The sequence below is a fragment of the Kamptonema formosum PCC 6407 genome (genome assembly GCF_000332155.1).
Taxonomy (GTDB): domain Bacteria; phylum Cyanobacteriota; class Cyanobacteriia; order Cyanobacteriales; family Microcoleaceae; genus Kamptonema; species Kamptonema formosum.
This window is the reverse complement of the sequence record NZ_KB235908.1, coordinates 37,418-64,321: the sequence shown is the minus strand read 5'-3', so window position 1 is coordinate 64,321 and position 26,904 is coordinate 37,418. Positions and strand designations below refer to the sequence as shown.

Annotated in this window: 31 protein-coding genes and 2 pseudogenes; 8 read left to right on the top strand and 25 right to left on the bottom strand. The window is 42.7% G+C overall.

The window, feature by feature from the left end; genetic code table 11:
• Positions 1-11: 11 nt before the first annotated feature.
• The 10 genes from OSCIL6407_RS0129765 to OSCIL6407_RS31735 all read right to left on the bottom strand — a co-directional run bounded on the left by OSCIL6407_RS0129765 (position 12) and on the right by OSCIL6407_RS31735 (position 11,179).
• Positions 12-2,324 (bottom strand): hypothetical protein, encoded by a 2,313-nt coding sequence (locus OSCIL6407_RS0129765; RefSeq protein WP_019488110.1) that lies wholly within the window; start codon positions 2,322-2,324, stop codon positions 12-14.
• Positions 2,325-2,400: 76 nt separating this feature from the next.
• Positions 2,401-2,841, bottom strand: coding sequence for a plasmid mobilization protein (locus OSCIL6407_RS0129760; RefSeq protein WP_019488109.1), 441 nt, complete (start codon positions 2,839-2,841; stop codon positions 2,401-2,403).
• Positions 2,842-3,009: 168 nt separating this feature from the next.
• Positions 3,010-3,231 carry a hypothetical protein gene (locus OSCIL6407_RS0129755; protein WP_019488108.1) on the bottom strand — a complete coding sequence of 74 codons (222 nt, stop codon included), beginning with the start codon at positions 3,229-3,231 and terminating at the stop codon, positions 3,010-3,012.
• Positions 3,224-3,628, bottom strand: coding sequence for a hypothetical protein (locus OSCIL6407_RS0129750; protein WP_007355641.1), 405 nt, complete (start codon positions 3,626-3,628; stop codon positions 3,224-3,226). Before OSCIL6407_RS0129750 ends, OSCIL6407_RS0129755 begins: the two co-directional genes overlap by 8 nt.
• A gap of 374 nt (positions 3,629-4,002) precedes the next feature.
• Positions 4,003-5,433: a hypothetical protein gene (locus OSCIL6407_RS0129745; protein ID WP_007352828.1), complete on the bottom strand. Its 1,431-nt coding sequence runs from the start codon at positions 5,431-5,433 to the stop codon at positions 4,003-4,005.
• Positions 5,414-5,863 carry a hypothetical protein gene (locus tag OSCIL6407_RS0129740; RefSeq protein ID WP_007352827.1) on the bottom strand — a complete coding sequence of 150 codons (450 nt, stop codon included), beginning with the start codon at positions 5,861-5,863 and terminating at the stop codon, positions 5,414-5,416. The genes OSCIL6407_RS0129745 and OSCIL6407_RS0129740 overlap by 20 nt, the downstream gene beginning before the upstream one ends.
• Before the next feature lie 69 nt (positions 5,864-5,932).
• The gene (locus OSCIL6407_RS0129735; RefSeq protein ID WP_019488106.1) at positions 5,933-8,176 is read right to left on the bottom strand and encodes a tetratricopeptide repeat protein; all 2,244 of its coding nucleotides are present in this window, start codon (positions 8,174-8,176) and stop codon (positions 5,933-5,935) included.
• 143 nt (positions 8,177-8,319) lie between these two features.
• Positions 8,320-8,394, bottom strand: coding sequence for a hypothetical protein (locus OSCIL6407_RS38250; RefSeq protein ID WP_324603640.1), 75 nt, complete (start codon positions 8,392-8,394; stop codon positions 8,320-8,322).
• Between the two features lie 140 nt (positions 8,395-8,534).
• Positions 8,535-9,125 (bottom strand): hypothetical protein, encoded by a 591-nt coding sequence (locus OSCIL6407_RS0129725; protein ID WP_019488104.1) that lies wholly within the window; start codon positions 9,123-9,125, stop codon positions 8,535-8,537.
• A complete protein-coding gene (locus OSCIL6407_RS31735; RefSeq protein ID WP_019488103.1) occupies positions 9,119-11,179 on the bottom strand; it encodes a hypothetical protein in 2,061 nt (686 codons plus the stop codon). Before OSCIL6407_RS31735 ends, OSCIL6407_RS0129725 begins: the two co-directional genes overlap by 7 nt.
• 63 nt (positions 11,180-11,242) lie before the next feature.
• Here OSCIL6407_RS31735 and OSCIL6407_RS36615 point away from each other — a divergent pair, with 63 nt between their 5' ends.
• A complete protein-coding gene (locus OSCIL6407_RS36615) occupies positions 11,243-11,407 on the top strand; it encodes a hypothetical protein (protein ID WP_007352820.1) in 165 nt (54 codons plus the stop codon).
• Positions 11,398-11,832 (top strand): SDR family oxidoreductase, encoded by a 435-nt coding sequence (locus OSCIL6407_RS0129710; RefSeq protein WP_019488102.1) that lies wholly within the window; start codon positions 11,398-11,400, stop codon positions 11,830-11,832. The genes OSCIL6407_RS36615 and OSCIL6407_RS0129710 overlap by 10 nt, the downstream gene beginning before the upstream one ends.
• A 166-nt stretch (positions 11,833-11,998) precedes the next feature.
• Here the strand turns inward: OSCIL6407_RS0129710 and OSCIL6407_RS31730 are convergent, their stop codons facing one another.
• Positions 11,999-13,441: a pentapeptide repeat-containing protein gene (locus tag OSCIL6407_RS31730; protein WP_234709988.1), complete on the bottom strand. Its 1,443-nt coding sequence runs from the start codon at positions 13,439-13,441 to the stop codon at positions 11,999-12,001.
• On the opposite strand from OSCIL6407_RS31730, the gene OSCIL6407_RS37575 reads away from it, so the two are divergent.
• On the top strand, positions 13,428-13,763 hold the full coding sequence (locus OSCIL6407_RS37575) for a hypothetical protein (RefSeq protein WP_019488100.1): 336 nt from the start codon (positions 13,428-13,430) through the stop codon (positions 13,761-13,763). The genes OSCIL6407_RS31730 and OSCIL6407_RS37575 overlap by 14 nt on opposite strands.
• A gap of 12 nt (positions 13,764-13,775) precedes the next feature.
• On the top strand, positions 13,776-14,114 hold the full coding sequence (locus OSCIL6407_RS37570) for a hypothetical protein (protein ID WP_007352818.1): 339 nt from the start codon (positions 13,776-13,778) through the stop codon (positions 14,112-14,114).
• On the opposite strand, the pseudogene OSCIL6407_RS38500 reads toward OSCIL6407_RS37570, so the two are convergent.
• From OSCIL6407_RS38500 to OSCIL6407_RS0129650, 11 genes and pseudogenes are all read right to left on the bottom strand, one after another.
• Positions 14,045-14,185 (bottom strand): annotated as a pseudogene (locus tag OSCIL6407_RS38500) (pentapeptide repeat-containing protein); the annotation flags it as partial. The gene OSCIL6407_RS37570 and the pseudogene OSCIL6407_RS38500 overlap by 70 nt on opposite strands.
• Positions 14,186-14,528: 343 nt before the next feature.
• Positions 14,529-15,488 (bottom strand): ThiF family adenylyltransferase, encoded by a 960-nt coding sequence (locus OSCIL6407_RS0129695; protein WP_019488099.1) that lies wholly within the window; start codon positions 15,486-15,488, stop codon positions 14,529-14,531.
• Entirely contained in the window at positions 15,481-16,188 is a 708-nt protein-coding gene (locus OSCIL6407_RS0129690) for a hypothetical protein (protein ID WP_019488098.1), read from the bottom strand. The genes OSCIL6407_RS0129695 and OSCIL6407_RS0129690 overlap by 8 nt, the downstream gene beginning before the upstream one ends.
• Positions 16,161-16,973 carry a hypothetical protein gene (locus OSCIL6407_RS0129685; protein ID WP_019488097.1) on the bottom strand — a complete coding sequence of 271 codons (813 nt, stop codon included), beginning with the start codon at positions 16,971-16,973 and terminating at the stop codon, positions 16,161-16,163. Before OSCIL6407_RS0129685 ends, OSCIL6407_RS0129690 begins: the two co-directional genes overlap by 28 nt.
• A gap of 1 nt (position 16,974) precedes the next feature.
• Positions 16,975-17,223, bottom strand: coding sequence for a hypothetical protein (locus OSCIL6407_RS0129680; RefSeq protein WP_007352812.1), 249 nt, complete (start codon positions 17,221-17,223; stop codon positions 16,975-16,977).
• 2 nt (positions 17,224-17,225) lie between these two features.
• Positions 17,226-17,423, bottom strand: coding sequence for a hypothetical protein (locus tag OSCIL6407_RS0129675; RefSeq protein ID WP_007352811.1), 198 nt, complete (start codon positions 17,421-17,423; stop codon positions 17,226-17,228).
• A 29-nt stretch (positions 17,424-17,452) separates the two neighbouring features.
• Positions 17,453-18,145: a hypothetical protein gene (locus tag OSCIL6407_RS0129670; RefSeq protein WP_007352810.1), complete on the bottom strand. Its 693-nt coding sequence runs from the start codon at positions 18,143-18,145 to the stop codon at positions 17,453-17,455.
• Positions 18,146-18,207: 62 nt separating this feature from the next.
• The gene (locus OSCIL6407_RS0129665) at positions 18,208-18,480 is read right to left on the bottom strand and encodes a hypothetical protein (protein WP_234708672.1); all 273 of its coding nucleotides are present in this window, start codon (positions 18,478-18,480) and stop codon (positions 18,208-18,210) included.
• Positions 18,481-18,585: 105 nt separating this feature from the next.
• Positions 18,586-19,275: a siphovirus Gp157 family protein gene (locus OSCIL6407_RS0129660; RefSeq protein ID WP_007352808.1), complete on the bottom strand. Its 690-nt coding sequence runs from the start codon at positions 19,273-19,275 to the stop codon at positions 18,586-18,588.
• Between the two features lie 3 nt (positions 19,276-19,278).
• Positions 19,279-19,506, bottom strand: a complete 228-nt coding sequence (locus OSCIL6407_RS0129655) for a hypothetical protein (RefSeq protein ID WP_007352807.1) — start codon at positions 19,504-19,506, stop codon at positions 19,279-19,281.
• A 33-nt stretch (positions 19,507-19,539) separates the two neighbouring features.
• Complete coding sequence (locus OSCIL6407_RS0129650; RefSeq protein WP_007352806.1) at positions 19,540-20,031, bottom strand: hypothetical protein; 492 nt, start codon at positions 20,029-20,031, stop codon at positions 19,540-19,542.
• Positions 20,032-20,227: 196 nt separating this feature from the next.
• Between OSCIL6407_RS0129650 and OSCIL6407_RS0129645 the strand changes: the two genes are divergently transcribed.
• Positions 20,228-21,235 carry a hypothetical protein gene (locus OSCIL6407_RS0129645; protein WP_007352805.1) on the top strand — a complete coding sequence of 336 codons (1,008 nt, stop codon included), beginning with the start codon at positions 20,228-20,230 and terminating at the stop codon, positions 21,233-21,235.
• A 56-nt stretch (positions 21,236-21,291) separates the two neighbouring features.
• Here OSCIL6407_RS0129645 and OSCIL6407_RS0129640 read toward each other — a convergent pair whose 3' ends face one another.
• The gene (locus OSCIL6407_RS0129640; RefSeq protein ID WP_007352804.1) at positions 21,292-21,834 is read right to left on the bottom strand and encodes a PadR family transcriptional regulator; all 543 of its coding nucleotides are present in this window, start codon (positions 21,832-21,834) and stop codon (positions 21,292-21,294) included.
• Between the two features lie 128 nt (positions 21,835-21,962).
• On the opposite strand from OSCIL6407_RS0129640, the gene OSCIL6407_RS0129635 reads away from it, so the two are divergent.
• From OSCIL6407_RS0129635 to OSCIL6407_RS0129625, 3 genes are all read left to right on the top strand, one after another.
• Positions 21,963-22,856 (top strand): pirin family protein, encoded by an 894-nt coding sequence (locus tag OSCIL6407_RS0129635; RefSeq protein ID WP_019488096.1) that lies wholly within the window; start codon positions 21,963-21,965, stop codon positions 22,854-22,856.
• Entirely contained in the window at positions 22,849-23,262 is a 414-nt protein-coding gene (locus OSCIL6407_RS0129630) for a hypothetical protein (protein WP_007352802.1), read from the top strand. Before OSCIL6407_RS0129635 ends, OSCIL6407_RS0129630 begins: the two co-directional genes overlap by 8 nt.
• A gap of 158 nt (positions 23,263-23,420) precedes the next feature.
• Positions 23,421-23,843, top strand: a complete 423-nt coding sequence (locus OSCIL6407_RS0129625) for a hypothetical protein (RefSeq protein ID WP_007352801.1) — start codon at positions 23,421-23,423, stop codon at positions 23,841-23,843.
• Positions 23,844-23,940: 97 nt separating this feature from the next.
• On the opposite strand, the pseudogene OSCIL6407_RS31715 reads toward OSCIL6407_RS0129625, so the two are convergent.
• Together OSCIL6407_RS31715 and OSCIL6407_RS31710 are read right to left on the bottom strand one after the other, a co-directional pair.
• Positions 23,941-25,649, bottom strand: a pseudogene (locus tag OSCIL6407_RS31715) (ATP-dependent DNA helicase RecG).
• On the bottom strand, positions 25,597-26,889 hold the full coding sequence (locus OSCIL6407_RS31710) for a relaxase/mobilization nuclease domain-containing protein (RefSeq protein ID WP_019488095.1): 1,293 nt from the start codon (positions 26,887-26,889) through the stop codon (positions 25,597-25,599). Before OSCIL6407_RS31710 ends, OSCIL6407_RS31715 begins: the two are co-directional and overlap by 53 nt.
• Positions 26,890-26,904: the final 15 nt, after the last annotated feature.

Genomic DNA, 26,904 nt, shown 5'->3' with positions numbered 1-26,904 from the left:
CTCAAAGTGGTTTAAGCTTGCAATTCGTTGCTGTTTTCTCGCGATTGTTCTTTGCGTTCTGGCGAGGTATAGTTGTAGTCTTTAGATGCTTGAGAATCTCTAGATTGGGTTTTTTGTGGCTCTGGGGAGCCGACTACAGCCTCCATTTCTTCAACAGTAATGTGGCACTGTCGAACGTCTGGTGGCTTTCCTTTGACCAGAACGGCATCGAACACTTGTGCATCACCTTGGCGGGGGTCAGTTCCGATTAGTTGTTTTGACCCGTCCGGCAGATCCAGTATTTCAAATTCGTATTTGACTGCTCCTGGAGTGCCGTCTTCGTGACGCGATTCTCTCCAAGGAAACACTGGATCTTTTTCCCCGCTGAAGCGTTTGGGGAAGGTGTCTTGAAACTTTTCAACTAAAGCTTGGGCAGTTGCTAGCTTGTTATACTCTGCTTCCGACTGAGGCAATTTGAAAATGGCTTCTCTTTCTTCGGGAGTTAGCTTGTCCCGATCCGGCTCAAATTTCCAGCGATCGCCATTCTTGGTTCCCGAAAAAATTTCGGTATTATCGCTGCCTTTTACGACAACTTTAACTTCGTTGTTTTCAGCAGTTACATTCAAGCTACCGCCACCATCAAAAGCAATACCCGATTGGGGAGATTGCCCCGTAGCAAAAGCATAATTGACTAAGCAATCTGCCACAGTTTCTCGCTGTTGTTGTACTTTTGTTTGAGCTACCATTTTGCTAAGAAGATCCTCTGGTTCGCCTTCCTCTGCGTCGATACTGTTAGTTGTAGGCTGAACTTTTTGAGGAATTTCTGATCCTTTTAAATTAGGATTAAATTCTGATTCAACAGGCATCTGAATGGTCATTTTCTGCTCCAGTTTGTCAACGATGCTTTCCAGGCGATCCAATCTCTTTGAGAGGTTGCCTAGATAGTCTTGGATTTGGTCTAACTGTTCGCTGATGCTGGTATTTTTATCGAGATGGAGAGGCTTAGATTTCTGGGAGTTTGGGTTAAGTTGGCTCTCTAGGTCGTCAATTTTTTTGCCAATTTGCTCTGCTTTGGCTTCGGAATTGTTGATTTTAATTCCCTTGGCAGTCTTGGCTTCAATGTCGGGTTCTATTCTCTGAGGCTGGCTTGTTTCCAGTTCCTCTGGTTCAGTTGCAGCAGGTGGTTCCAATACCTGCTTAGCTCGTTCAGTAAGTTTTTCAGTGCGTGTATCTATGGCTTCGATACCTGCAATGACATCAGCTTGTTTAGCACGAGTCGCAACTCGGTCGGTGCGAGTGTTTAATGAGTCAATTTGTTCGAGAATTTGTTCGACTTTTTCTGCCTGTTCTTTTTCCCTCGCTCGTTCAATGTAATCAATTAGTTCCCCAATACTCTTGGCTCCAAGTAGCCCCATTAAAGAGGCAGTTTGGACGGTTAAGCCACTTACGGTTAATCCGTTAATTTCGCTTCCCATAGCAGCGACACTTGCACCTTGGTGTTCGGTTTCTTTGAGAACAGTTTCAAGGGTGTCGAGGAAGGGATATTTGGCTTCGGAGTTTTTAGACAGTTGTTGTTTGATTTGTCGGTTATTATTTTGAAGGCTGCGATTTTTAGCGATATTACCCAAGACACCATTGGGAATAGAAGCATCCTCGCTATCGGATAGTAACTCGTCAATATCATCTTCTTCCTCCTTTTGGGGCGTTTTGCTGGCAGTTTTTTGAGAAGTTGTTGGCTTTCCTTGCTGCTGTTTAGACTGGGATGATTTGCGAGTTGAGGTATTGTGGCTGGGAAGGTCTGTATCTTCTTCTAAATCAGTTAAGTCATCCTCCAATTCATCATCAAGTTCTTCATCAAATTCTTCGGAAATGCTGTCCTCCTCTAATTCATCACTGGCATCCAGCCCGATTAAGCCCATAATTTGGGATGGAGTATAGTAATTGTTATTGTCTTTGGTTTCAACGTCAGCCTGTTTCAGATTTTTTACTAAATAGACACCGCTGGTTCTCTGGCTGGGGTCTTTAGTTAAATAGAAAACAAAGCCAGACACTTCACCTTCTTTTCCTTCAGTAACTAAATCCATGCTGACACTAGCTTTCTGCTTGCCAGATTCATTGATTCTGTCGGGTCGTTTGTTGAAGGATTCAACGAAGTTTTTGAACTCTTCCCAGTCCTCAATGCCACCTTCTTCTTGGATTGCTTCTATGGCAGCATCGAGGGTTTCCTGAATGTGTTCTAGTTTTTTGACGTGCTTGGGATCTGTGGCTGTTAGGACAGACCAAGTACGTTTTGGGGCAGAAAATTGTCTTTGGGAGTTGGGCTTAGTTGAGAGTTTGGCTGCCATTTTTTCTCACCTCCTACGAGGAAATTTGATGCAATTGTTAGGTTCGATATTGAACTTTCAGCAGGGCTTGAGATTGTCAAAGATGACTATTGGCTAGTGGCGCGATTGTTTGATTGGGTGTTTGTTCGCGGGTTTCGCTCAAAACTTCTGTTCTGATTTTCCCTCTTAGTTCTTGGTGATATTCGCCTAGCATTCGGCTGAATTCTTGCAGAACTTCTAGGCTTTTTTTGGGTAACTTTCCTGCTTTTACTGCTGTCTCTACACCTCGGGTCATTTGGCAAATGTGCGTGCTCATTTTTCGCAGTTGGGCACAAGTTCCTTCATTGATAGGGGGGACTGTGGGGTTAAGGCTAAAAGCGCGTTTACGCAAGTAGTCTGACAGGCTTTTTTCACCTGCTTCTGCGGCACGTTTTACTAAATCTGCCTTTTCAAAGGTGGTTAGACGGACTCGGACGACTTCAGTTTTTCCGTTGGGTTTGGAAAGTTGGTTTTTGGGGAGAGTTGCAGTTGTAAGCACATCAATTCTCTAGGGTTAACTAAATGGTTTATTAAGGCTAAGTTGAACAGTAAGGGATTAGGTTTGAGCGGTGATTCATCCATTGCTTTCATTGATTCAATTGTCAGCAATTCTGTTGGAGATGAGCCTGTTTCTTTCGGTTTATGTTTTGTTCGGTCACAAGTTGCATTAGTGAGAAGCTACTAGAGCAGTTTTTATCATCCAGATGGCTGATTCGAGGGTGGATACTGCTGTCTGGATTGCTTGTGGCTTTTGTTTTAAGCCTGTAAATTGCATCATTGCTGAGTCTGGTTTACAGCCAATCGTAGTTTGTTGTTGAGGACGGCTCCTAGTTTTGCGATCGCCGTCGCTCAACAAAGGCTTAATATTTTGTGCTGGAAGTTTAAGCAACTCTGAGTTGGTATTCCCAGAAGAATCGCTCTGTGTTATCACGGCTGCGACACAGGTATTTCCAAATGTCCCAGTCTGTGTCCATTACTAGGCCCATAACGATATAAGATTCGTCGTTGGTTTTCACCGTATCCCCAAATTTGAAATCGGGTTGCGCCCAATTGTCCGGCAGGGCGATCGCATTCGGTTCAGGGGCAGTAGTATTGGTTGGAGGCGATATTTCAGTGGGCGTGTAGTGTTTTTGTGGCATTTGGTCAATTTTAAGAGCAAGCGATCGCCTTGCTTGCTGGCGGTAGCCAGAGGAGAGGTATTCGTTAGCTACTTGTGCTGAAGCGAAGATATGTTGTTGCCTTTGGCACAAATTCTGATAAGTGGACGATTTGGGCGATTTGCTCATTTTTACCCCCCTATAACGTCTATTTGACATGGCTTGCTATGCGACTACTGCAATAACTATGAGGATTTAAGAGGTGTCCGAATACAAAAAATCTATTAAAAGGCAGCGAAAGTTAATTTAACTTAATTAAATTTTGTAAAAATTGGAGGAAAATTTAGGATTTTTGAGGGACAAGTAGGAGATATTAGGAAATAAGAGGAAATAAGAGGAAATAGAAGGGTTAAAATATAAAGCTTTTTATTGCCGTCAGTAACAATTGTGGTGTTGTTTCTTCTTACAAAAAGTTGCACCCTCTGTGTGGAGGATGCAACTCGCGCGCGCTTATTCTTCAAGAGAAACTGCTATTTCTGTCAAAGGCGCTCCTAATTTACTATTTAAAACTTCTCCTTAGTAAACCATTGATATACTAATTTACTAAGCACATAGCCACAAAATATACTCATAATAATAGTTAAGCCTGCGCCCGACCATAAACTATATAGGGATATTTGATTTTGACCTCGATCAATGCGTTGGGAAACGGTAGTTTTAATCGGTTCGTAAAGAATTTGACCAATGGCAATTGTTGCACAAGAACCAGTCAGCAGTTGTCCTAATTTAGCTTGTCGCTGATTCTGTTGTTTTTGAAGAGCTGCGTCATCGATACTAACTTGGGTTTGCACGCTTAACATTAGCTTTTCAAATAGTTGGATGCCTGGAGTTAAAAAGCCAATATTTGATTGAATTTGATCGGTGTAAAAGTTGATATCTTTCTCAAATTCAGTGAAAAATTTAGGTGCTTTCTGCCCTAAATCCTGCTCGATTTGTTTGAGGCGTTCTTGATAGTTGCTAAAATTAATTTTAATGGCTCTAGCTTGGTCTTCCAGAAAAGAAAGTTTTTTATAATATTCCAGAGAATCTTGCGGTAGCTTTTTGAGGGATTCGGTACTCCATTTCTGTTGATGATATTCCTCAGTTAATCGCTCGATATCTTCATAAAGTTGGCTAAGTCTCTTTTTTAAAACAAGGCTTTGCGAATAGAAAAAGTTAATTTTGTGATAGCTGAGGAGCAAGTCTTGAAAAATCCGGTAAACTTCATTAGCTGTTTTTTCGGTTTGTTCGTCTTTATAGATAAAAATACAACTTAACCGGATAGATTCAATTGCATACTCATTAACTTTTTTAACCGTAATCGGTTGTTTATAAATACAAAAAGGGCTATCCATAAACTCATTTTTAATCAGCTTTTCAGGCTCAATTGGTGTTTTGTAGTAGCAAGTGAGACATTTAACAGCTAAGGGTAAAATATCTGCATCTGAATAATCGGATTTGGGTATAATTCCAGCTAGAATTACTGTTTGTCCGACTTCTATCGGCAAGGTTGTAATATGGGGGAAGTCGCCAAATCTGTCAAGATGTTGATTGCCGTATTTGGAGGAAACAAAGCTGGTAAAACGCAGGAAATAGGTATCATTTAAACGGCTGACAGCTAAACGACGGCTAATCGTGCCATCATTTAAGTAAAGTAGGTTGTAATTGACACCATTGGTAGGTTTATAGTCATCTGGAACATTGTTTAAATCAAGGACATTGCCCGCATCAGTTGGTTCTTCATGGGGTGGCATTAATTTGACAACTTCATGTGCTTTTTTGCCAGAAGTGACGGTTAATTGGGAGGTGAATTGCTGCAACTGCTGGCTGAAAGTTTCTCGCCGTTTTTCCAAAGTTTCAAAAGATTCATTGATACCATTTCGCAGCACGTAATGATATAGATGCAGCGTGGGAGATAAAACTTGAACGGTGGTACTAATTTGAGTTTGTTGCATTTTGATTTCGTTGATTGGTCTGATTCCGCACGTTATTTGCCCAGCTTTGCAAAGATTGACAGATATCGCGAGATTCGTTTATTCGCTGTCTGGGATTTTGGCTGATAGCAGTTGCTATATCGTCGGGGTCGCCTGTTTTTTTGACTAGCTTATCGATGCCATCTTCATCTAGGGAATCGTAAATTTCTCCCAACCTTTCGTTAAGATTTTCATTTCCCGGTTTCTGACAAAATGCGGTAATGTAGTTTGCCATTGCTGCTGAGTCAAGTTGTTCGGCTGGCGGTATATTTTGTAAGTAATTGGCAATGGCGAGAGGTGTTTCGCTACCGAATTTTTCTGCTAGTTCAGCAGGGGGACTTGCCAAGATTTGGCTGAAGGCTTCGCAAATGAAAAAATCGCTATCGCTAATCATACTATCGCTGCTACTCATGTTTAACACCCAGTTAGGATAAACGCTGCCCAGTAATAAGGATTCTCGAAGGGGATACCCTCTAAACGTTTAAGTTTCTGCTTTAGCGAAGATTAAATCTTTATCTTGGGTTGGGTTTTCTATGCCAATAAAACGCCAGTGATTGCGCTGGCGACTATGGCAAATTTTCCAGATTAAAAGGCTGGGGGTGTACTCAACTGAGAAACGGTCAATCAAGCGTTGACTCTCATCAATCCACAAAGCATGAATTGGAAACAGGTGTAAATAATTGTGAGGGACGACTACCAAATGCTTAATTTCAGGGGGGATATAGTCGAGCAAGTTATTGAATTTAAGTAATTCAGAAATCCTGTCGATTCTTGCTGGTAAGTCTTGAATCGTTTCCTCAATGCCGCTATCTTTCTTAGAAGCAGCTTCGGCAGCAATATCTGATATCCAGGCTTTTGCAATGCTTTCTAAATAAATATGTTTAACTATCAGGCAAAGGTCTTTGGGAATGAGAGGTGCTTCTGCTCCAGGTAGTATCACCATTGTTACCAATTTATTCTCTATAAAGAAAAACTCAAGGACAGCGGTAGCTGGTGGTAGTAATGATTGAACTTCTGTGAAAGAAATCGGGTAAACCTTGGTTTTAGCGATAAATTCAGGATCGATTTCTACAACTTGGCTATATAAATTTTCTAAGCTTCTTTTAGCTTCAGACCATTTAATACTCAGTTCAGTAATCTGATCCTGTTCTAAATTTTTACTGAGTCCATCAGTATATGCCTGCAAAGTATTTCTTTCCAAAAGTTTAGCTGTTTCTATTTGTTTGGATAGATTTATGGGAAGGTTTTCTGGTAAAGGAGCATCATGTTTGGCAAGTCGCTCAACTAAATATCTGTTTCTGGAAGTTTCAGCATAGAAAAAAGCTGCATTGAAGTCACCAGTTTTAATACAGGAATCTACTAAACTTTGATAAATATCTAGATATTGCTTGATAAGAGAACGTCTTTCCTTTACACCCAAGCCATATTCCATGATTTCAAGATGTGGGATTATCTGCTGATAGTAAAATTTTGCTTTTTCAGGAAAATTTAAAGCCAGATAAGAGTCTGCTGAACCCTTCAGTGATTTAACCTCTCTTTCACGATCATTAATTTTCTGAGCAATGGGTAAAGCAGCTTGAAAAAAGTTTAATGCAGTTTGAAAGTCGTTAATGGCAAAATAGCAGTAACCAAGATTAAGACAAGCGTTAGTTTCAGATTCTTCATCTTTAATTTCTTGAGACAACTTCAGGCATTTATTTTGATATTTTATTGCTTGTTTGAAATTATTTATTGATTGATGAAGCGCACCTAAGTTAGTATAAATAGTGCATTGCCCCGATTTGTTTTCAAAATTTATAATAATTAGTAGGGCTTTTTCGTACATATTAACTGCATTTTCAAAATCTTTTAGCTTTTCTAAAATGTTCCCTAAATTGTTATAGTCAGATGCCTGATCAAGCTTATTCTGTAGCAAAATATCTATTTGAAGAGCATTTTCATAAAATTCTTTAGCCTGACTATAATATTCCGTACCAAGTTTTTCGTTAGCATTTCCGAGGTTTTTGTATGCCGATCTTTTTAGTTTTAGGTCGTTATACTTGGAAGCTATGGCTAAAACTTGTCTACTCTGTTCAATAACTTCAGCATAACTACCAGTCCTGAACAGTAAATCACAAAATATATTTCTTGCTTTTCCTTCTATTTCAGGCTCATTAAGATTCGGGCATTTATTAATCAATGCAGTGAGAATAATTAATGCACTACTTAAATTATGATTGTTAATATCTAAACGGGCAATGTCAAGCATAGATTCAGGTATATTTCCACCAGCCACTCCAACTAAAAATAACTGTAATCGCCGAAGTAGCCGAAGTAATGGCATTATTTTAACATTAGTTAAAAGGGGAAATAATTTTATTAAATCTATAGCTATAAATAATATAAAAAATTTCATGACTAGCATAGAAAATGGCACCATTAAGTATAAGAGCCACCCGCTTAGTCTTAGTGAAATGAAAAGGTTAATAAACGGAAAACATAATAAACTAAACTGAAATATATTATAGCTGATTTTTATGATTGGTGACTTTTCAAATGGATCTATTAATACTCGTGTTTGCAATAGTGTGCCTAGCAAAAATAATATAGAATAATACAACATTAAATTAGGCTTAAACATTATAAAAAATAAAAAATGTGTTATTACCAAAGATAAAAATAAGTAAAAAACATCTGCCATGAAAATACTCGATGATTTTTCTGGGTAATTGGGCTTGAATTTCATAGTTTTGCTTGGTAATTAAGAATACAAAGTTTTGTAGAATAGATAGAACTGACTTCTGTACCATTTTCTAAATTGAACAAATCAAGCTGGCTCATATTCATTCTCCAGACGCGATCGCTATTACGGTAAATATTTGTTTCTAATCAAGCTGTAGCAAATTCTGTGAAAGGTCGCTTACTGGGATGATGAAATCCTAAAAGGATATTACTCTTAGGAATTTATGCTGCTAATAAATCGTCAACCACGCACAAATCTTGTTTTAAATTCTCTTCTGGATTCTAGCATGAGAAAGGATAGCGATCGCAGCATTTTGAGTTTCGTTGCGATCGCCCCCAGTTCCCCAACCCCCTGCACTCGACTAAACCATTTCCAACTCCCTCGGTTTCGATTCAGGCGCAGGCGTAAAAGTAGTTCGGGACTGAGACAAAGCTTTTTCCCGTTCTACAATCATCTCTTGGAAACGAGCCGCTGCTTGCTCTGTCAGGGGAATTTGAACCTCCCCGGTGTGAACGTTAGCTTTAAACACGGTGCGCTTGGACTCGTTTCTGACAAAGCAATCTCCATTCGGCTGTACGTAAGCCGTCCATTGGTTGTCGCCAAACTTGAAGTGTTGGGTACTATCGGAAGGAAGGTGCGATCGCATAGCCGCCGTCTGTGGGCACCGCCGTTGCTTGTAGGTTTCCGAAACGACGCTAAAGAGGGTATCTTGCAGAGAAAGCCGCCAGTTGTCAGCTTTAGCGTTAGTGGTATCGCGTTTTCCGTTAAATGCTGTTTCTGGTTTTGAAGCCCGTTCTTGTGGGAGTTTTTGGGGTTGGGGCGTGCTATCATTTTGTGCGATCGCACTACGCCCAGTTTTCCCCAACTCAGAACTTTGAGATACTTCAGGTGAATCGATCGAAGGCAATTGAATTTCAGGCAACCGAATCGATTCGCGATCGACTTTTAGCATAACCGATCTACCGCCCTTATCAGGAAAAAGCATTTGGGGAAGTCGGCGGGCATGGGAAATTGTTTGTAGAGTTGGTCATCTCCTTTGTACTGGAAAAAGTAAGTGCAGCTTTTGTGTTTTTCGCACCATTCATCTACTTTTTCTAGTAAAGTGTCAGGATTTAGACCTGTGTTCTCTTTCACTTCTTTGGCATCTTTACCCCGCAGCGAATTTTTCTGGTAGTCAACTTCGTACTGTTCCATGATGCTAAGAGCGGCAATAAATCGCTTCTGCTGCTTGAGAAATAGCTTTTCATCTTCGCCGGGGGTGGGGAGTGCTGCTGCTACTTTACCGATGGCTAAAGCGACGATTCCGACTTCATTTTGAGAACTGGCAACTCCGATTTGTTCTAGGGTGGTAAACTTGCGATCGCCTGCTTTAACTTTACCTTCTCTAACTTCGGGGTCGTCTTCTCGATACTTAGCTTTAGTATAGGGAACTTTCTCAGCTTGTACGACTTCCCCGAAATCAAATAACCCGTCTTGGGCTGGTAAGATTTGTTGGGCAATGTGAGGGATTTTTTGAGATTCGATGCCAAAGGGTTCGTCACCGTCAAAGTCTCCTTGATGAAACTTTTCTAAGTCTTTGGGATTGAACCAAATTACACCTTTAATTTTCGCCATCACAGTGCGGATTTCATCGGGAATATTTTCCAGATTTTGGGGGTGTATATTCTGGTATATTCTCAGACCATCTTTGTTGAGAATGGGGAATCGACCTTGAACGCATTCTCCTTCTTTTAAATGGTGAGCGCAAACCGTACCTCTGGGTAAATCTTCGCAGGGTAAAGCCATTGCTGAGGTCATGGATAAAGCACCTCTGGTTGCTAAATTTCGCCATTTGGATGCTAACCATCTTTCTGCCATATTGGTGAATTCGGGACTGCCTATCATCAGTCCGAATTTATCGGCTTTTAGCATCTGGATGTCCTGTCTTTCCCGCTTTTTATCCTCGGTACTTTGTTCACTATCACCATTGATTTCGTCGTCAATTGTTGTTGATAGTTTTTCCTGCTGTTCTTTGAGTTTTCTTTCGTTCAAACGCGCTAAATATGCTTCGCGTTTGTCGTAATCTTCAATCATGGCTTGGCGCAATTTCATCGGGTCGCGTTGCAGCGCTGCCAATTTTTGAGCTTCGGCTTTAGCTGCTGGTACTAGGTCTTGTTTTTGGGCTGCTTCGTCGAACCAAACTCCGGTGGATTGCCAGCTTGTTTGAGTGATGCCAATTTGACTGTTTTTGCGATTGCCAAGGATGGCTTTGGGTAATTCGTAATCGCCACAAGGAATGAGTTCTTTGAGTTGTTTTTTATTAATTCCTTTGATGCTGGAACGGTCTAAAATGAATTGGGGTTTGTTACCTTCTGAGTCGGCTAATGAGTCGAGTAAATTGTCATCGGGACGGAGGGTTCCTTTAGCTAGAAAGCTGACTTGGGGTGTGGATTCTGTATTTTCTGAATTCCAACTGCGTAGCCAAGCAAAACGAAATTGGCTGGCTCGATTTCTCTCGCCGCCGATGCTTTTGAGTAATTCGGAACTGATGGCACCGTGACAGTCTCCTGTGCGATATTTGGCATATTGTGGGTCGGTGAAATCAACAATTTTTACTCGCAGATGGTCGCATTCCGATACGCCGGACATACAAGTGCTGACGAGAAGGGAACCGTAGCGACAGGCGGTATCTTTTTCTGTTACGAATAAGTCTCCGATCTTTTTAGCTAGGGTTTCGTCACCAAAGTAATAGCTGTTGCCAGATTGAAAGATCATGCGTCGCTTAATTCCGTCTTCTGGGTCGTGGATGCTGGCACGTAGTTGGTGAGGGTCGGGATTGGATTTGTCAAGTTTAACTATTATTAATGAGTTCAGTTCTTCTGGTTGAAACATTGCTTGCAGAATCGAGTGGCGCAGGATTTCTGGGTTATTGAAGAACTTGCCTACATTGCGCCCTTTGGCATCAGTGTAAGCGGCATCGAAAACGGGTATTTTGAGTCCTTCTTGGGTGGCAATTGTGGCGACCATGAGTTGATTTCTCCTAATATTTGAGTTGAAAAGGTATGGCGGGACTATCTAAGCGTTAGCAGGTTGAAACTCGGTCAAGTGTTGACCGTTGGAAGTGTTTTTGAGGCGGTTGAAATGGGACTAATGGTTGATGCGATCGCTAGTCCGGATCTGTTTGAAGATGAGGATACCAGGCTGGTGGAGTTGGCGATCAAATTAGTCCAATCGAACTGCTGGAAGTGCAATTAGTGAATGCGATCGCGCCCTTCATTCTCAATAGCCAACTCAAGCCATTACTGATGCGATCGCCCTTTGAGCGACGCTTTATTATCAATGTATCGGCGATGGAAGGACAATTTAATCGAGATAGCAAAACCGCATACCATCCTCATACCAATATGGCAAAAGCGGCTTTAAATATGATGACTCGAACGTCGGCGATGGATTATACCCAAGACAATATTTTTATGAACAGCGTAGACACGGGTTGGATTACTGATGAAAATCCCTATCCGAAAAAGACATCCATACAAACGAAGCAAGGGTTCTACACTCCCTTGGATATTATTGATGGCATGGCAAGAATTTACGATCCAATTGTTCAGGGAATTGAAAATCCTGACACCCCGATGTTTGGTTATTTTCTCAAAGATTATCTCCCCTATCCCTGGTAGCCAACCATGATCGATACATCGCTTCACTGCCCACATCCCAAGCCAATAGAAACTTCATTGGATGTTTTAGATAATCTGATAGTGTCTGCCAGCGTTTGGGTTTGGTAGGGGCGAACAGCCGTTCGCCCCTACGTGTTGTTATGGGATATTTACAAAGCTGAGCGTCTTACAAGCCGAAGTAATGCGCGATCGCAGGTAATATATCTTGACAGGTTTTCACCAATTGTGCAGCACTGGGTAAGCCTTCTGCAATGACTTTTAAGAACCCCATTGCCCGTTTTGCCTGCTTTTGTGCGGTTTCCTTGTTGGGGTTTTGTCCAGCTTCTGCCAGGACTTTTACCTGTTCTAATACTTGCGTTTTGTCATCGTCGGCTAAGTTTGGGTCATTAATTGCCGCTTGCAGTTGAACGAGTAGTTCTTTGATTCCCGGTTTATCGGGTTTGGAGGAGTCGGGTAACTGGTTGATGGCATTCGTTACGTTACCGCTAATTGTGCCGAGGTTCATCACCCCTTGGTTGCTGACATCGCCACCACCGACTGCGCCAACACTGCCGCCAGCCGATACATTGATTTTGCTGCTGTCAGTCATGATATCTCCTTGGTGTTGATAGGTTTCTGCATAAAAGCTAGGGCGTTGTAGTGCCGTCGCTATCATATTTTCTAAGCTACTAATTCGGCTATCTTTTTCTTCTATTAATGCTTTTATCTCTCGCTCTGCCAAGGCTTTAATTTCGTTGTAAGTAGCAAAATATTCAGCATTCAGCTCAGAATGATTAGCATCTGGAGCGGTTGCAACCCTGAGCAGAAATTTATCTCCACCCCGTTTCTCCATTGCCACGATTTCTAGCTCTGCTTCTGGGTGGTTCTCTGCTAACTGCTTAAAGGAAATGGCAATGGCGCGGGGGTCAACGTCTTGGTTGTGGTAGAGATCGAGAGTATCGACAATGGGTTTGATGAAGTCGCCGAAGTCACCGTCTTTAAAAGTTTCGTTCCAATTGTCAGGTTTGCGGTGGGGATTGGGGTCTTCTTTTGTCGGCTCTCGCATAAAGACATACTCACACCTCACTCCATGCAGCTTGGTATGACTTGTAATGCCCCAGTCTTCAATGTAAGCTCCCGTGAGAGTAGCACCTTTTAAGTCTGCCTCGTCTAGCTGGGTTTGCACTAATTTTGCTCTCGATAGGTCAGCATCTTGCAATTTGGCTGAGCTTAAGTCGGCTGAGATGAAGCTGGCATCGGCTAGGTTAGCGCCTTGTAAGTTGATACCTCGGAGGTTTTGGCGGTTGAAGTTTTGAGCTTGTCCCTGTCCTGTAATCAGTAATTGCCGTATTTTGGCAATCTGAAGATAAGTGGTTCCGGGGAGGACGCGATCGAGCTTTTTGGCTTGGTACCATTGGGTACGGGTAAGGTTAGCCTTTCTGAAGTCTGTACTTTTGAGCGTGGCAGAGGTGAAGTCGGCATCGGTTAAGTCAGCATTGCGAAAACTGGTGCCGCCTGTAGCAGCAATGACAAGGGCAAATTCTCGAAGCCAGAGCAACCCATCATCACCAGCTATAGCTCGCAAAGCTATAGATATGTAAAAAACCACTGAACCTATGCTCACAGCCATAGTTAAGAGGCAAGTGATAAGTATAACCCAAGTCGCTGTTACGGGATATTTTGAAGCTACAGTAAGACCGATAGTTCCAAAGCCTGCTAAAGGTAAGGATATACTCAGAGCTGGCACTATAAACGAAATTGCACCATATCTATTTCCAAACAAAAGTACAAGTATACATACAGAAGTAGCTCCCTCTAATGAAGTAAGAAGGGTTAAAGAGATAACCAAAAACGCTGAAATAGTTACATATATAGCTTGGGAGCCAAAAACACTCGAAATAGAAGTGGCGATAACAGCTACGCCTATAAGCCACAGAGCTTTTACAAATTGATAGCGCTGAGATATGACGAGGAATGAGGCTACTATCGCTGAAACCACAATAATTGACGCTATTATAGCTGCTTCGTTAGAAGCAGACATTCTAGTTATAGTTGCGAATTCTTTAGTGAGTCCAGGGTTGAGAAATATTGCTGACACAATGCCAAGCATCCCAGAGGTAAATCCTGAGAGTAAGGATAGAATCAACGGAAGTATCGCTAGGCTAATTGTCCAACGGCGCTGTAGTCCAGCCTTAGCCTCCCTGAAGTTGGCATTCCTTAGCTTGGCATTGGTAAAGTTTGCTCCTCGGATGTCGGCTTCACTGAAGTTGACCCCGGATAGGTCTTTTCCTTTGAAGGATTGACCTCTGAGATTTTCTCCACTGAAATCTCGTCTCCCGGCGGCGTATCGCTTCAGAACTTCATCAGCCTTCATGATGTGTTTGCCAGCGTTTGGGTGTTGGTAGAGGCGCAATGCATTGCACCCCTCCTAACATTAGCTCAACCTTCAGGGTACTGGTATTTCCCCGTGGGGAAATATTATTCTCGCTAACGCCTTGGAGCGCAATCAAAAATTGTGCCATCTTCTCCTAGATTGCGATCGCTTTGATCCGCAGTATATATCGTTAAGGTTGGGAAACGAAGTGGGCTTTTGGCATAAACTTTTGACTTTTAGCAAACTGGAAACGAAAGAACCATTATTCCTATAGAAGCGTGGGGAACGCCAATTTATGATAAGAGAGGCAACATTACCTATGGAATAGCAGCCTTTCAAGAAATCACCGAACGCAAGAAAGCGGAAGCAGCACAGACTGCTGCGTAATATAAACTGATCGCGCCGTCCCACTCTCCAGATCGAAATAGGTAGCAAATCGTTTGAGATTACCCGCACTCATCCGATACAGGTAATCCGCCGCCTCAGCCGCCACCCGAACATTCACGCTCTCGCCCTGCAAGTTCAGCACTGCCATCTCATCACAAGATAGGTTATTTGTCAACTCTTCAGGTTTCGGTTTCAAAAGGTCAGGAGCCTGAAGCATCGGAGATGGCAGCCTAGCACATCCCAGCCCCCCAAAATTATAGAACTCCGGGTCAGTTTCCAAAGAACTGCCCAGCAAAATTTGTCCGGCTGCTGCATGATTTCCGCAATCCAAATACCACACGCGGGGAATCTCAGAACGGCTGTAAAATTGGTTTAACTCAAGAACCTGGTTAATTGACGCTCTCCCGGCTGCCGTATCCACGCACCCCACCAGGATAGTCAGCTTGTCGTAGGCGTAGCGAATCAGCTTGGGGTCAAATTCCTGCACGAAAGCCGTCGCGTCCACCCCCCAAGCGATAGAGTATCGCAACGCTAGAGCCTGCGCCTTGGACAGTCCGATTTCCTTGTCGCAGAAAGCCTGCCTGCTGATGTTGGCTTCTTCAACTATATCGGGATCTGCGATCGCAAATTGCACCTTCTTCCCCGACTTGCCCAAACTCCGTGCCAGAGGTATTCGTCCAGGAGTTAATCGGACCAAAGGCTCAATCGGTTCTAATCCTCTGATTAACGCGGTAAAAAGTTCCACCGGAATTATCACTTCTAAACCCGGTCTAACTGCTTTAGCAAAGATACCATTGCTGCCAATCAGGTACTCGAACATACTGCTAGAGTGAGGCGGCAGATTGTCTCCGAGTTTGACAATCTTATAATCGACCAATTCTAGCTGGTAAGGATTCAATTTTCGTGGTTCAATCATCAGTTATTACTGCAACTAATTTGGCAATTGTTTGCTGGGTAGCAATTAAATCTTTAACAGGGTAAGATGAACGTTTAACCGCTTTTTCGAGTTGTCCGCGTACATCACTGGGTTGTGCCCTAGATTTGCCATCGCTCAAGTGTCCGTTGAAAGGACTAGAGATGAACATTTCCCAAGCTTTTGTAATATTATTGGGCGAAGCAACAGGCGGTTTATTATCTCCCCAGCAGATGCGTCCGCAAGATTGATACGAATGCAAATAAACATTGGGCAGCGGAACGTGAAAAGCTTCTGCTTCTGGGTCAAACTTCGAGCCTTTAATCGCCCAAACCCAGTAATCAGATTTCAACCCGAAAAACACCATTGCTGGTAAAGGAACTAAGTGCTTTGATTCCAACAAATCTATTTCGTGTTTCTGAGGTGGTACAAATTTGATTGTCCATTCCCCGACGCTACCAGTTCCCCAACGCACTATCCCTGATTCTGGGTTTATCCAACCCGAATCAATCGGTGTATTGGCAAAAGCTGCTCGCAGAGTTGCTGGAGACAGACATTTGTACTTAGAACTGCCCGCAGATTGATAGTGCAAAATGTAAGTACCGCCCTCAATAAAGAGAAGTTCGGCTTGAATAGCGGACAACTTTCGAGGGGCAACTTCTAGTACCTCTCGAATTATTTCAGATGCAATGTCAGATTCCATAATGCTAAGATGTGCAAAAAATTGGTGTTAGGGTCAGATTCAATCCAGTCAATCAATTCGCAGGCTTTATCTAATAGCTGAGTGGCTTTTTTCCATTCACTTGCTAGGAATTTAATCTCTTGAATCGTCCAGGGTCTTACTTCAAAATTACGATTCCAGTAACTTTCACAGCAAACACTTTGGTCTAGCCAAATAATGCCCGTTTCTAAGTCAAGGAGTGCTAATGCTGTCGGCAAATCGCTGATAGGAGGTGCAACACGACGGGCTAATCTTTTAAGAAGTTTGAAGTTAGTTTTTTCGGGATGTGCAATGTCTTTCAAGCTGTATCCAAACGTGCATTCGTACCACGATTCCCCTTCATCACCTGCTACGGATTCCAACCACCATCTACCTGACTGGGAAAGCGGGAGTAATCTCTGCCATCCGCTTCGCAATGCGTCAATTCCTTCTTCATGGTCTTGCCAATCTACTCCTTTGGGTGAGACAGGAATTTGATAGAGGCGTTCTTCATAAGCACCCTCTATAATTATGTCGTCAATGGGAAACAGATGTTCGCTAACTAGCGAAATAAACTCCAACTCCTTCGGACTGTGACTTTCATCTTCAGAGTAGAGTTCGGATTGGCTTTTTGCCCATTCCAAAGGAAACAATTCCTGGTAAAGAGTGAGTAGCTGATAAGTGTTCAGCTTAGTCCACAAATAATCGGTTGCTGATTTAAAGTCGGTGATTGGTTGGCACTGCTGTAATATTTGCAAAGCGGATTTAGCATTCCAAATTGCAGCCATATCAAAACCCCATTGGAATTGCACCAGCTACAGAGCGACTATTTAACAATCGTTCCTTAGTTCGCTCAACTGCTTTTACATCGTCTGTCCCTTTGGAGATAGCTAACTCAATAGCTTTAGCCATTTCTTTCATAGTGGCACTATCGAGTTCTCCCGAAAGCTCTAACCGTTGTAATTTTCGACACATAGATAGTGCAGGATTGACTTCTTCTGGTGCATTGATGAGAGATTCTAAAGGAGTTATTTTCATAGTTAATTTACTCCTTTAGAGCCATTGCGTTTAGCTACTGTAATCAGTTCTCCCGGCTTTCTAATAATGTCGGCGTTAGCGCAATCTGGGTAGTAAGTTGTTAGCAGTTTACGCAGTTCATTATCATCATTTGCTATGTCTTCATCAACAGGATGCTGTTGTCCCTCAAAGGAAATTAGCACTTTCTTTTTTGCAGTCATTTTTTATCTCCCAAAAGTAGGTAAGTTATTCAAATTCCAAATAATGTCAGTTGCGTTCCAGTAGTTTTAGATTCTGTAGGCGTAATGGTGCTACTTGCTTCGCTTCTGGGTTTATTTGGGTTAGTAGTTCTTTTCTTTAGGTTGCGAGTATTAGCAATCTGTCGCCGCACCTGACGATTGGGAAAATCTGCTACAAGTTCCTTCAGCAGTTCTTTTAGAGGAGGCGGTAATTCTCCCAAGGATGACTCCCTTATCATTTGGCTAACAGGAAAGTCGCCGTGACTGCTTGCTGAAATGATTACAATCCGTCCCTCTGAATGACCATCATTTGGTTTAAATGTCAAGTGCAGTTCGACGGTACATTTATCGAAGATATAAGGTTCTTCTTGAGGTTCGGATTGTAAATGGCTAGATTCTTCGGTTTCAGAGAGAGTATTTTCTTCATCTGACTCTGCCCATTTTTCATCATCTATGAAGTCTAAATCGTTCGCAGAGGTTGATGATTCAGTAGCGACTGGTTTTTTAACTTTAGCTGGCGAGAGTAGAGCTAAATAAGGTTTTTTAGCTTGCCAGCGAGTTCGGTCAAATAGCAGCCCAAGTTTTTGAAATCTCTCCTCTATGGTTTCTTCATCTTCAGGTTGAATTGTATACTCAATTAGCTCTTCGCTCGTTACCGATAAACTGGCAGCAACGACTACATTTTTTGGTGTTAGCCATTTCATTTGAGCGGTGTTATTTAATAGAATATCATAGTGTATCTGGGCGATAGCCCCCCTAACTGGTGTTAATTAAAATCATTTTTGTTCAAACCTCCACTTAGTAATAGAAGTGGCTCATCGGCGTAGGCTTCTATTTCCAAATAATCGGTCATTGCTTCAGCGACAGTGGCTCGCATAGAACCAAGGGTTACGAATAATCTCCCATCTTTAATGGGAAAAGATATATCAAGGTGATTGTCTCCTTCCTCAATCAACATGATAAGTTTACCTCGATAAACTCGGTAAGTAATTCTATCAAATGTTGAAATGTCAAACGAGTGGTTATTGTGTCTTTTCATGGAAAGTTATAATAAATTAATTCAAAAAACGGGTTAGCAGATAGCCATATAATAGCTATCTGCTGTTAGTGAAATCTGCTCAATCCTTTTTCTAAAAACCTTCTGCTAACCGACTCGTGCTTTCACATTCTTATTAGAAGTATCAGTGTTTTTAGGAATTGCTTTTTCTTTACTTCCAGTCTTCTGTGTGGTAGAATGAGTTTTCTGAGAGTTGGCAGTAGTACGATTAGAAATTATCTCAGTGGCAGCGGTCAGATTTGATGGCACGATTCCGTATTCAACTCTGAGTTTACGCTCAATTCGAGTACCATCAACGGGAATGCCTCGTTTCCAATCTGCTAGTATTTTGCGTTTGTTGGGTGTAACAACTAACTTTTCTGTCCGGTACTCTGTTGGCAAATCGCAAGGATTGATTAACACTTCGCAACTTGGCGGATTTTCCTTGAGTCGAATGTGACGGGAATGGCCGACAATCTCTGTGGGAATTACTCCCTTTAAGTGAAATTCTAGCAGAGTTTTATCCAGATTATTGCGCCACCGTTCCAGTCGTTCAATTGCCTGATTATGCAGTTCTACTAAGTGCTTTAAGCGTGCTTTGACTGCACATATTTCAGCATCTAGTTGGTCTGCTAGTTCGGCTTGCGTATCAGCAGCAGTTTCCTGGTCTGTCTGAATTTCCCAAATTTCTTTGAGGATAACCTCTTCTTCTTCGGGAGTTTCAGCAGTTTCCAATTGATTCCAGAGTTCAACTGCTTGAATCGAATATCTGGCTAACAAATCTTTAGCTAAATACATTAGTTACCACCTTCCACAACAATGAAAATATTCATCAAAAGTTTCAATTCGAGCGAGTATGGCTAGGGTTCCTGGCGTGAGTTCATCTGGTTCAATTTCTTCATCCCCTACTTCCTTACTTTGCATCTCTGGTATTAGTTCTAGGGAGTCAGATTTGAAATCCACTCCTCCAACTAAATGAGCATTAGTGTAGGGAATGAGGATATCAGCTTCATATTTTTGCAGGGACATATTTGTGTAAAACCTCGTCTCAAGTTTAGGAGTTTAAGAATGCCTGCCATTTCGGTTAGAACCCCTTAAAGTTTCAACCTTTTTCAAAGCAGGAACTCGCTGCTTGCGAGAGGGGATTTTTTCTTCAAATATGTCTGGTAATTCTTCTGAAAGGTCATCTTCATCGTCTTCAATATCGTCATTAGTGAAATCAGCATCGTTATCCTCATCCGCGTCATCCACTTCGCTTTCATCTGTCTGGACTTCTGGTTCAGGCGATACAGCAGGTAAGGTAGTGGAGGTAGCGATGATGTCATAGCCGAGTTCTAGGATTAGCGAATTTACTACGCTTTCCATCTGCTGTTCCGATAACCCAGGAGTCGTTTTCTTGAGTTCCTGCTGTTTCATTAGCATCCACACTTCCAGAGTTTCTTCTGGTGTTGCAGTCTTCAATGCCAATTTGATTTTTCTAGTCAGTTTGTCCCGCGTCGATTTGAGACGGTCTGTGGCGATTTTTTGTGTATTATTGGGCTGATTTGTAGGCATAAGTAGTGGCGTACCAAATTATTATTTCCACCCCAATATCTGGGCGTTATCCCATTTATCAGTCGATGACATCGGAAATTAGGTAGAGGTGTGTATAATTCCTTGGTCTGATGAGATACGACGCGCATATTTAGTAAGTTAAATAGTGAAAATATACATAATTTGAGCTTGTACATCGCCTACAAAAAGCATAACTATGAGCCAAATAAGAGGCTTTTATCCAGTTATTCTTATCCCTGATTCAATTCGTCAGTTCTGCGCGGATAACCCGATACCTATTTGGGAAGAAAGTGCTAGTCCTACAATAAAACCGCCTTTTCCGCCGCGACTGCCAGTTTTCACTAATTCCCGTTACTATTTGGTAATTATGCTTTGGATAGCCAGTGTTGGGGTGGTAATGTTGGTTAACTGGCTGTTTGGCATGAGTTCTATAGCTTTTTGGTCAGCGCTGGTGTGTGCGTCAGTTAGTGCAGTAGCGGCTTTTTCTTATCTGCGATTTGTGGATTTTCAAGTGCGCGATTGTTACAAGCAACGACTAGCTGAGTATCAACAACAGTTAGTTAAATATGAAAGTCATCAATTGCGTCGCTTGCAGTCAAAAGGCAAGGAATTTGAGAGATATAATTTTATGCTACAGAAGCGATCTAAGCGGTTTTTGAGATTGTTGAAAGAGATTGTTGAACAGCCCGCAGGTCAGGGTAAGGGAGGAGTACAGCAAGGGGTCAGTGAAAAGCAGTTTTTTGTTTACTTATGCCGTTATTTTTATGGGTTTTATGACTTCTGTATGGGGGGTGAGTTTTCTATACCTGGTACATCTTTGCGTTACACTGCTGATTTTATTCTAGTTCACCAACCGATTGGTTTAGCGATAGATATCGAGATTGATGAACCTTATGAGGGGCGAACAGGAAAGCCTCATCATTGTGTGGATAGGGGGAAAGATAGTCAGCGCAATCAGTTTTTCTTAGAGAGAAATTGGGCGGTGATTCGGTTTTCTGAGTTGCAAGTTGTCAAATACCCGGACTCGTGTTGTAAAGTTATTGCTAGAGTCATTTTTCAAATCACAGGTGATTATAGAGGTTTAGTTCAATTACAAAATGTTAAAGACTTACTACCTCAGAAACAATGGAAAGTTAAGGAAGCTGTTTATATGGGTAAAACTAAATTTCGCAACTCTTACTTGACAAAATGTTCCTCAAACTGAATAAGGTTTGTAAGTTAGAGTCGCCCAAAAAACAGCATTGATAATTGTAGAGCTTCTTATTCGGGCTGGCTTCGGACTGTTTCTATTGCCTCATTGAGCCAATCTAGATAGGTCTGTTCTCGTCGCGTTACCAACTCCAGTACCAACCCCTGCATTTTCTGCTCGCGAGATGCTTTGGAATCGTCCTTGGAAAGAAGAGCGATCGCCTTGCATTCAGCTAGTTTCTCATGCCGCGCTGCCAACTCTTGCTCTAGCAAATGAATAATCGCCTGATTCGGTAGCTGAGCAGCAAAGTAGAGTTGCACTACCAAGGGTTCTCGCAGAATTGGTAGAGGCTGATGAGTCCCAAGCCATTGATTTAATGCCGCTTCACCTGCTTCTGTAATCTGGTAAACCTTGCGATTAGGGCGATCGTGCTGAATTTCCACCGTGCAGGTAATCCAACCTTGTGCCTCTAGTTTTTCCAATGTGCGATAAATCTGTGCCTGATCTGCTGGCCACAGGTGGGCAATACAATCGTCAAAACACTGAGTTTTGAGGTCGTAGCCAGTCCGCTCCTGTTGCTGAAGCAGACCGAGAATAACGTGGGCGAGAGACATAGACGGTTTACCGAATTAAGGAGTGATACAAGCCCTACTCGTGAGTCTTATATACTACTATGCTAATATATGATTAATCAGATATAAGATAATTCATATAAATGATCTGATTCCCAGGAGGCAATAGTATGACAGTACAAACTCAAACGCTCCGAACCATTGCCGGAATCATCAATAGCGTTGAAACCTTAGAAGGAGAAGGGTTCCTGGTACGCCGTCCCTTCCCTAAAAGCAGCTTCTCACAGTTTGACCCTTTTCTCCTCCTTGATGAATTGGGCCCGGTTAACCTGAAACCTGGTCAGGCAAAAGGTGCACCCGATCATCCCCATCGGGGTTTTGAAACCGTTAGCTATCTATTGGACGGACGGTTTGAACACAATGATTCTGAGGGACATAAGGGAGTGTTAAATCCGGGCGACGTGCAGTGGATGACGGCCGGGGCAGGAGTGGTGCATTCAGAAATGCCGGAATCAGAGTTTACTCGCACTGGTGGACGGCTACATGGGATTCAACTCTGGGTTAACCTACCGCAACGGGACAAAATGATTGCGCCTCGCTATCAGGAAATAGAGGCGGCTCAAATCCCTGTAGTTCAAAGCTCAGATCGGTCTGTAACAGTACGAGTCATTGCCGGAGAAGCGTTAGGGGCAAAGGCGGTAATTGAAACCAACACGCCGATTATTTATCTGCACTTCACGCTGCAACCAGGCGCATCCGTTGTCCAAAGAGTACCGAAAGAATACAATGCCTTTGCATATCTGCTGGATGGTTCTGGTTTGTTTGGCACCGAACAGGAGCGCGGTGACGATGGGCAAATGGTGATGTTTGCACCAGATGGGGATGAGGTTGTAATTACCAATCCTGCTGATGCTCAACAACCCCTCGATTTCCTACTAATTGCAGGTGTACCGTTGAATGAGCCTGTGGTGCGCTACGGCCCGTTTGTGATGAACACCGAAGCTGAAATTATACAAGCGATCGCAGATTACCAAAATGGAAGGATGGGACGGATTCATGTTTAATACACTTCAACACCGGATTAATCGACATCAACTTTTGAGCGAGTTACGAATCAAATTGCTGGACTTGCACAAAATATTGTTGAATGCTGAGCGCGTCACTTACGAACAAGTGCGGGGAACTGTTTCCAGAGGGGAATTGCTACAACTGGCGATTAATGACGCTCGATTTGCTTGGTTGCATCAACTCTCCCAATTGATTGTGCAAATTGAGGATCTGATCCATGCCGATGAGCCTGTTACAAAAGAAGCGATCGCTACTCTCATTACTGAGGTTCGGATTTTGCTCACACCTGACGCATCGGGAAATGATTTTGCGATGAAGTATGATGCAGCCCTGCAAAGCAATCCTGATGTGGTGTTAGCCCATGCTGATGTTGTCATGGTGCTAGCTAATAGTGAACAATAAACTGATTCTGTTTGTCCAAGTTGAGTGCAATTTGGACAAACTATTTCTTCAAATTCATTACATTAGGAGATGACTTTGACAACAAACACAATTAGCTACAAGCTACTGCTGCATAATCAGCAATAACAACATCAGAGCGAGTTAAGAGCGAAGTAAATATGAACCAGATGAATCCCGATTCGATTACCGGAACGATTTCGCTAACCGTGCAGCCTCAGACTAATGGACAGTATACGTGCCAGATGTCAACAGATTTGAGTGACTGCCCCACTGCGGACATCCGTTGCTACGGTCAAACAAAGGAACATACAATTGCGATCGCCTTAGAGCAGTTAGCCGAGCGTTATCGCCAGATTGCTGAGGAACGTCAGAATCGAGACTGGGATGCCGTAGAGCGAACTGAGGCAGGTTTGGCGATCGCTAAACATTATCATGTAATTTTGCACTATGAACGTATTGCTGAAGCCGAATCAAAGTTTGAGGCAATGCACGATACGATGATGGGAAATACGGTTGTTGAGAATGCGAAAATTACTATAGTCGAAATTGCTGCTAATTTGCCGATTGAGCCACTGACTTGAACGGTACAACTGTATTTGTGAATGATTGACTGCATATCTGAAAATTTTAGGTGGAATTGGAGGTAATTTGAATTGCATCAACTATTATTAAAATCTATTAATTGAGAGCGCAATTCCAACTCGTCAGCCCCAGTCTTTTGAGTTCTGCAACCATCAATGGATACGCTTCTAAATTCGGGTCACTCTTAACAATTACTACTGCCATACAACGAGCTAAATTCAGCAAATCCTCATCATCCAGTATATTCGCCAAAGCAAATTCTGAAATTCCCGATTGGCGATAGCCCATCACAACTCCCGGCCCACGCAATCGCAAATCCATCTCCGAAATAAAGAACCCATCAGTAGACTTTTCCAACACCTCAAGACGTGCCTTGGCTTCTGCTGTTTTACTGGTATCTAGCAGCAAACAATAGGAACGGTGCGAACCCCGACCGACGCGACCTCTTAACTGGTGCAGTTGAGCTAAGCCAAAGCGATCGGCATGGTCAATTAAAATGACTGTAGCATTGGGAACAAGGTACGTGGAATAGGAGTCGCCGTCATTGTCAGTACATGAGGTCTATTTCCCTTGTTGAGTAAATTCTGCCGCTGCTGTACTCCGAATCTATGCTGTTCGTCAATCACCACCAAACCGAGTTGATTGAAGTTGACTTTTTCTTGCAGCAGTGCGTGAGTTCCCACTAACAGGGAAAGTTCGCCCGTTTCCAGTTGGGCGTGGATTTCTCTGCGTTTGGCAGTTTTCGTAGAACCCGTCAGCAATTGAACAGAAACCCCAAGGGGTTCAAACCATGTAGCAATCTTCCTATAATGCTGTTCGGCTAACACTTCTGTAGGGGCCATCAGTGCCGCTTGGTAGCCGGATTGAATAGCGACGAGGATAGCAACGACTGCAACAACCGTTTTACCAGAACCAACATCCCCCTGTACCAATCGGTTCATCGGGGTTTTGGCAGTCATGTCGTTGAGAATATCGTTGATGACCTGACGTTGAGCTAAGGTAAGCGAGAAGGGAAGTTGAGAGTAAAACTGTTCTACCAGTGGGCTAGTAGGGGTTATTTTTGTAATAGCTGAACGTGCTAAAAGTTGACGGCGGCGCACGAGGAATGATAGCTGAAGATAGAAGAATTCATCAAATACCAGGCGACGGCGGGCAGCTTCTAGTTGGGGTTCGTCTGGGGGTTGGTGGATATTTGCGATCGCTACCTGTAATTCCATCAAACCACATTTTCGTCGGAGATGCTGCGGTAGGGGGTCAATTAGTAGCTCAGTCATTTCCAAAGCTGAGGATACTGCTTCTTGAACGATTTCGTTGCTAACTCCTTTTGTTAATGGATAAATCGGGATAATTGAGTTTTTCGTATCCCTTACTTGGTCTAAATCAATTAGTTGAATTTCAGGGGAAGTTAATATCATTCCATAATACCGGTCTGCCTTAACTACCCCCGATACAGTAACAATGCTTCCATTAACGTACATCAAATTTTGCTCGTTTCTCCACTGTTGAGATTGATAATAGGTATGATTGAAGAAACGTTTACAGGCTATGTTACCTGTTTTATCCTTGACGATAAGTGTTTGGATTGTTAGTCGAGGATTTTTAGGCGGACTGATAATTTCGTGTTTCTTAATTTTGCCCACAATTGTGACAGAATCTCCTATTTGTAAACCGGCTATTTTAACTCGCCGATACTTGATGTAGTCGCGGGGAAAGTAAAGCAGTAGGTCGAGGATGCTGGTAATGCCAAGTTTTTCAAGCAGTTGCAAGTGATATTCCCGCATTACTGCCAATGGAAAATGTTCCATTAGACTCCCAAGTGCAGGTTCCCATATAATCTCCGGTAAGCGTGCGGAGAGTAAACACAGCACGGGCTTGGCCATCTATATCTATCCACCCTTTATCGTGTAACAGGTCTATCAATTCGGAGGGGAGGCAGGCATTTTCTACCAGCCTTTCTCGCACGGATTGCCAGTGAAGAGTTAAATCTGGTTCGTTTGTCTCTTGATTTAATGGTTCATCCAGGGATACATCTTCTGACTTAACATTTGAAGAATCAGTGGCACTCTCTTCAACATCGGAAATATTAGCGGTGTTTTCTTCTTCTTGGGTGTAAATATCTGGGTTAATATTCCAGTTTTGGGGTAAAGTATTGTTACCGAAGCTATTGATGCCAGTATCGCCTGTGCTGTCACTATCTGTGTTTCCGTTTCCATCAGATTTACAGTTTACTATTGGTAAAATCTGGTTAGAGACCCAAGTTGGAAATTGTGCAACAACTTCCGAATCTATGTCAGGAGAATAACTAACTCCTCTATATTTTTGAAGTCCTTTAAAGGTGTAAACTTTGCCTAAATGAGTGCCGCTAAAAGCGATATTATCTAATTTGTAGCTAATGCCTAATTCACCAGTTGGAGTGGGTTTTATTTTGACACTAATACCTTGTTCGCTGAGCCTGTCAATCAAAAGAACAAGCGCGGGACTGTCAGTGGTTGCTCGATCTAGTGCTGTTTGCAGTTGTTCCCGCGTGCTGATTTCCCCGGTTCTTGCTAACCGTCGGTGTTCGCCAGTTGTGGGAGAACGACGTTCCTTATTAAAACTGCGAGAAGCTGGTGCCAAGTCGTACTTTTCTTCCAATTTTTGAATCAATTTTTCGCTGCGTAGATAGTTCCAGCTATCGGATACGCAAGTTCCTTTTTCATCCAATTTGATGCGGCTGGCTGCAATATGAATGTGGTCGTGTTCGCGGTCGGTATGGCGGATAATGGCAAATAGGTTTTGATCGAGTCCCATTCCTTCTAGGTAATCAAGAGCGATCGCCCGCCATTTGGCATCGGGGATATACTCGCCAGAAGGTACGCTTAAGGTGGCATGGTAAACTGGTTTTTCAACTCTAGGATTGAGTTGTTTGGAGAAGAGAAACTCCGCAGCTAGTTCCTGGGCATTTTCTCCTACCATATTTCCTCCAATCAGTAAAGCTCCTTCTTTGGAGAAGAGGTAATTGAGCAATGGGGTAAAAGTTTTACCGATTTTCTGCTTACCAATCATTACTAAGCTTAAAAC

What these genes read in the sequence shown, in the direction of transcription:
- OSCIL6407_RS0129765 (WP_019488110.1), bottom strand. Translation starts at nt 2,324, where the DNA reads ATGGCAGCCAAACTCTCAACTAAGCCCAACTCCCAAAGACAATTTTCT.
- OSCIL6407_RS0129750 (WP_007355641.1), bottom strand. Translation starts at nt 3,628, where the DNA reads ATGAGCAAATCGCCCAAATCGTCCACTTATCAGAATTTGTGCCAAAGG.
- OSCIL6407_RS0129745 (WP_007352828.1), bottom strand. Translation starts at nt 5,433, where the DNA reads ATGCAACAAACTCAAATTAGTACCACCGTTCAAGTTTTATCTCCCACG.
- OSCIL6407_RS0129740 (WP_007352827.1), bottom strand. Translation starts at nt 5,863, where the DNA reads ATGAGTAGCAGCGATAGTATGATTAGCGATAGCGATTTTTTCATTTGC.
- OSCIL6407_RS0129735 (WP_019488106.1), bottom strand. Translation starts at nt 8,176, where the DNA reads ATGAAATTCAAGCCCAATTACCCAGAAAAATCATCGAGTATTTTCATG.
- OSCIL6407_RS0129725 (WP_019488104.1), bottom strand. Translation starts at nt 9,125, where the DNA reads ATGCTAAAAGTCGATCGCGAATCGATTCGGTTGCCTGAAATTCAATTG.
- OSCIL6407_RS31735 (WP_019488103.1), bottom strand. Translation starts at nt 11,179, where the DNA reads ATGGTCGCCACAATTGCCACCCAAGAAGGACTCAAAATACCCGTTTTC.
- OSCIL6407_RS37575 (WP_019488100.1), top strand. Translation starts at nt 13,428, where the DNA reads ATGCTCACAGCCATAGTTAAGAGGCAAGTGATAAGTATAACCCAAGTC.
- OSCIL6407_RS31730 (WP_234709988.1), bottom strand. Translation starts at nt 13,441, where the DNA reads ATGGCTGTGAGCATAGGTTCAGTGGTTTTTTACATATCTATAGCTTTG.
- OSCIL6407_RS37570 (WP_007352818.1), top strand. Translation starts at nt 13,776, where the DNA reads ATGACGAGGAATGAGGCTACTATCGCTGAAACCACAATAATTGACGCT.
- OSCIL6407_RS0129695 (WP_019488099.1), bottom strand. Translation starts at nt 15,488, where the DNA reads ATGATTGAACCACGAAAATTGAATCCTTACCAGCTAGAATTGGTCGAT.
- OSCIL6407_RS0129690 (WP_019488098.1), bottom strand. Translation starts at nt 16,188, where the DNA reads ATGGAATCTGACATTGCATCTGAAATAATTCGAGAGGTACTAGAAGTT.
- OSCIL6407_RS0129685 (WP_019488097.1), bottom strand. Translation starts at nt 16,973, where the DNA reads ATGGCTGCAATTTGGAATGCTAAATCCGCTTTGCAAATATTACAGCAG.
- OSCIL6407_RS0129680 (WP_007352812.1), bottom strand. Translation starts at nt 17,223, where the DNA reads ATGAAAATAACTCCTTTAGAATCTCTCATCAATGCACCAGAAGAAGTC.
- OSCIL6407_RS0129675 (WP_007352811.1), bottom strand. Translation starts at nt 17,423, where the DNA reads ATGACTGCAAAAAAGAAAGTGCTAATTTCCTTTGAGGGACAACAGCAT.
- OSCIL6407_RS0129670 (WP_007352810.1), bottom strand. Translation starts at nt 18,145, where the DNA reads ATGAAATGGCTAACACCAAAAAATGTAGTCGTTGCTGCCAGTTTATCG.
- OSCIL6407_RS0129665 (WP_234708672.1), bottom strand. Translation starts at nt 18,480, where the DNA reads ATGAAAAGACACAATAACCACTCGTTTGACATTTCAACATTTGATAGA.
- OSCIL6407_RS0129660 (WP_007352808.1), bottom strand. Translation starts at nt 19,275, where the DNA reads ATGTATTTAGCTAAAGATTTGTTAGCCAGATATTCGATTCAAGCAGTT.
- OSCIL6407_RS0129655 (WP_007352807.1), bottom strand. Translation starts at nt 19,506, where the DNA reads ATGTCCCTGCAAAAATATGAAGCTGATATCCTCATTCCCTACACTAAT.
- OSCIL6407_RS0129650 (WP_007352806.1), bottom strand. Translation starts at nt 20,031, where the DNA reads ATGCCTACAAATCAGCCCAATAATACACAAAAAATCGCCACAGACCGT.
- OSCIL6407_RS0129645 (WP_007352805.1), top strand. Translation starts at nt 20,228, where the DNA reads ATGAGCCAAATAAGAGGCTTTTATCCAGTTATTCTTATCCCTGATTCA.
- OSCIL6407_RS0129640 (WP_007352804.1), bottom strand. Translation starts at nt 21,834, where the DNA reads ATGTCTCTCGCCCACGTTATTCTCGGTCTGCTTCAGCAACAGGAGCGG.
- OSCIL6407_RS0129635 (WP_019488096.1), top strand. Translation starts at nt 21,963, where the DNA reads ATGACAGTACAAACTCAAACGCTCCGAACCATTGCCGGAATCATCAAT.
- OSCIL6407_RS0129630 (WP_007352802.1), top strand. Translation starts at nt 22,849, where the DNA reads ATGTTTAATACACTTCAACACCGGATTAATCGACATCAACTTTTGAGC.
- OSCIL6407_RS0129625 (WP_007352801.1), top strand. Translation starts at nt 23,421, where the DNA reads ATGAACCAGATGAATCCCGATTCGATTACCGGAACGATTTCGCTAACC.
- OSCIL6407_RS31710 (WP_019488095.1), bottom strand. Translation starts at nt 26,889, where the DNA reads ATGATTGGTAAGCAGAAAATCGGTAAAACTTTTACCCCATTGCTCAAT.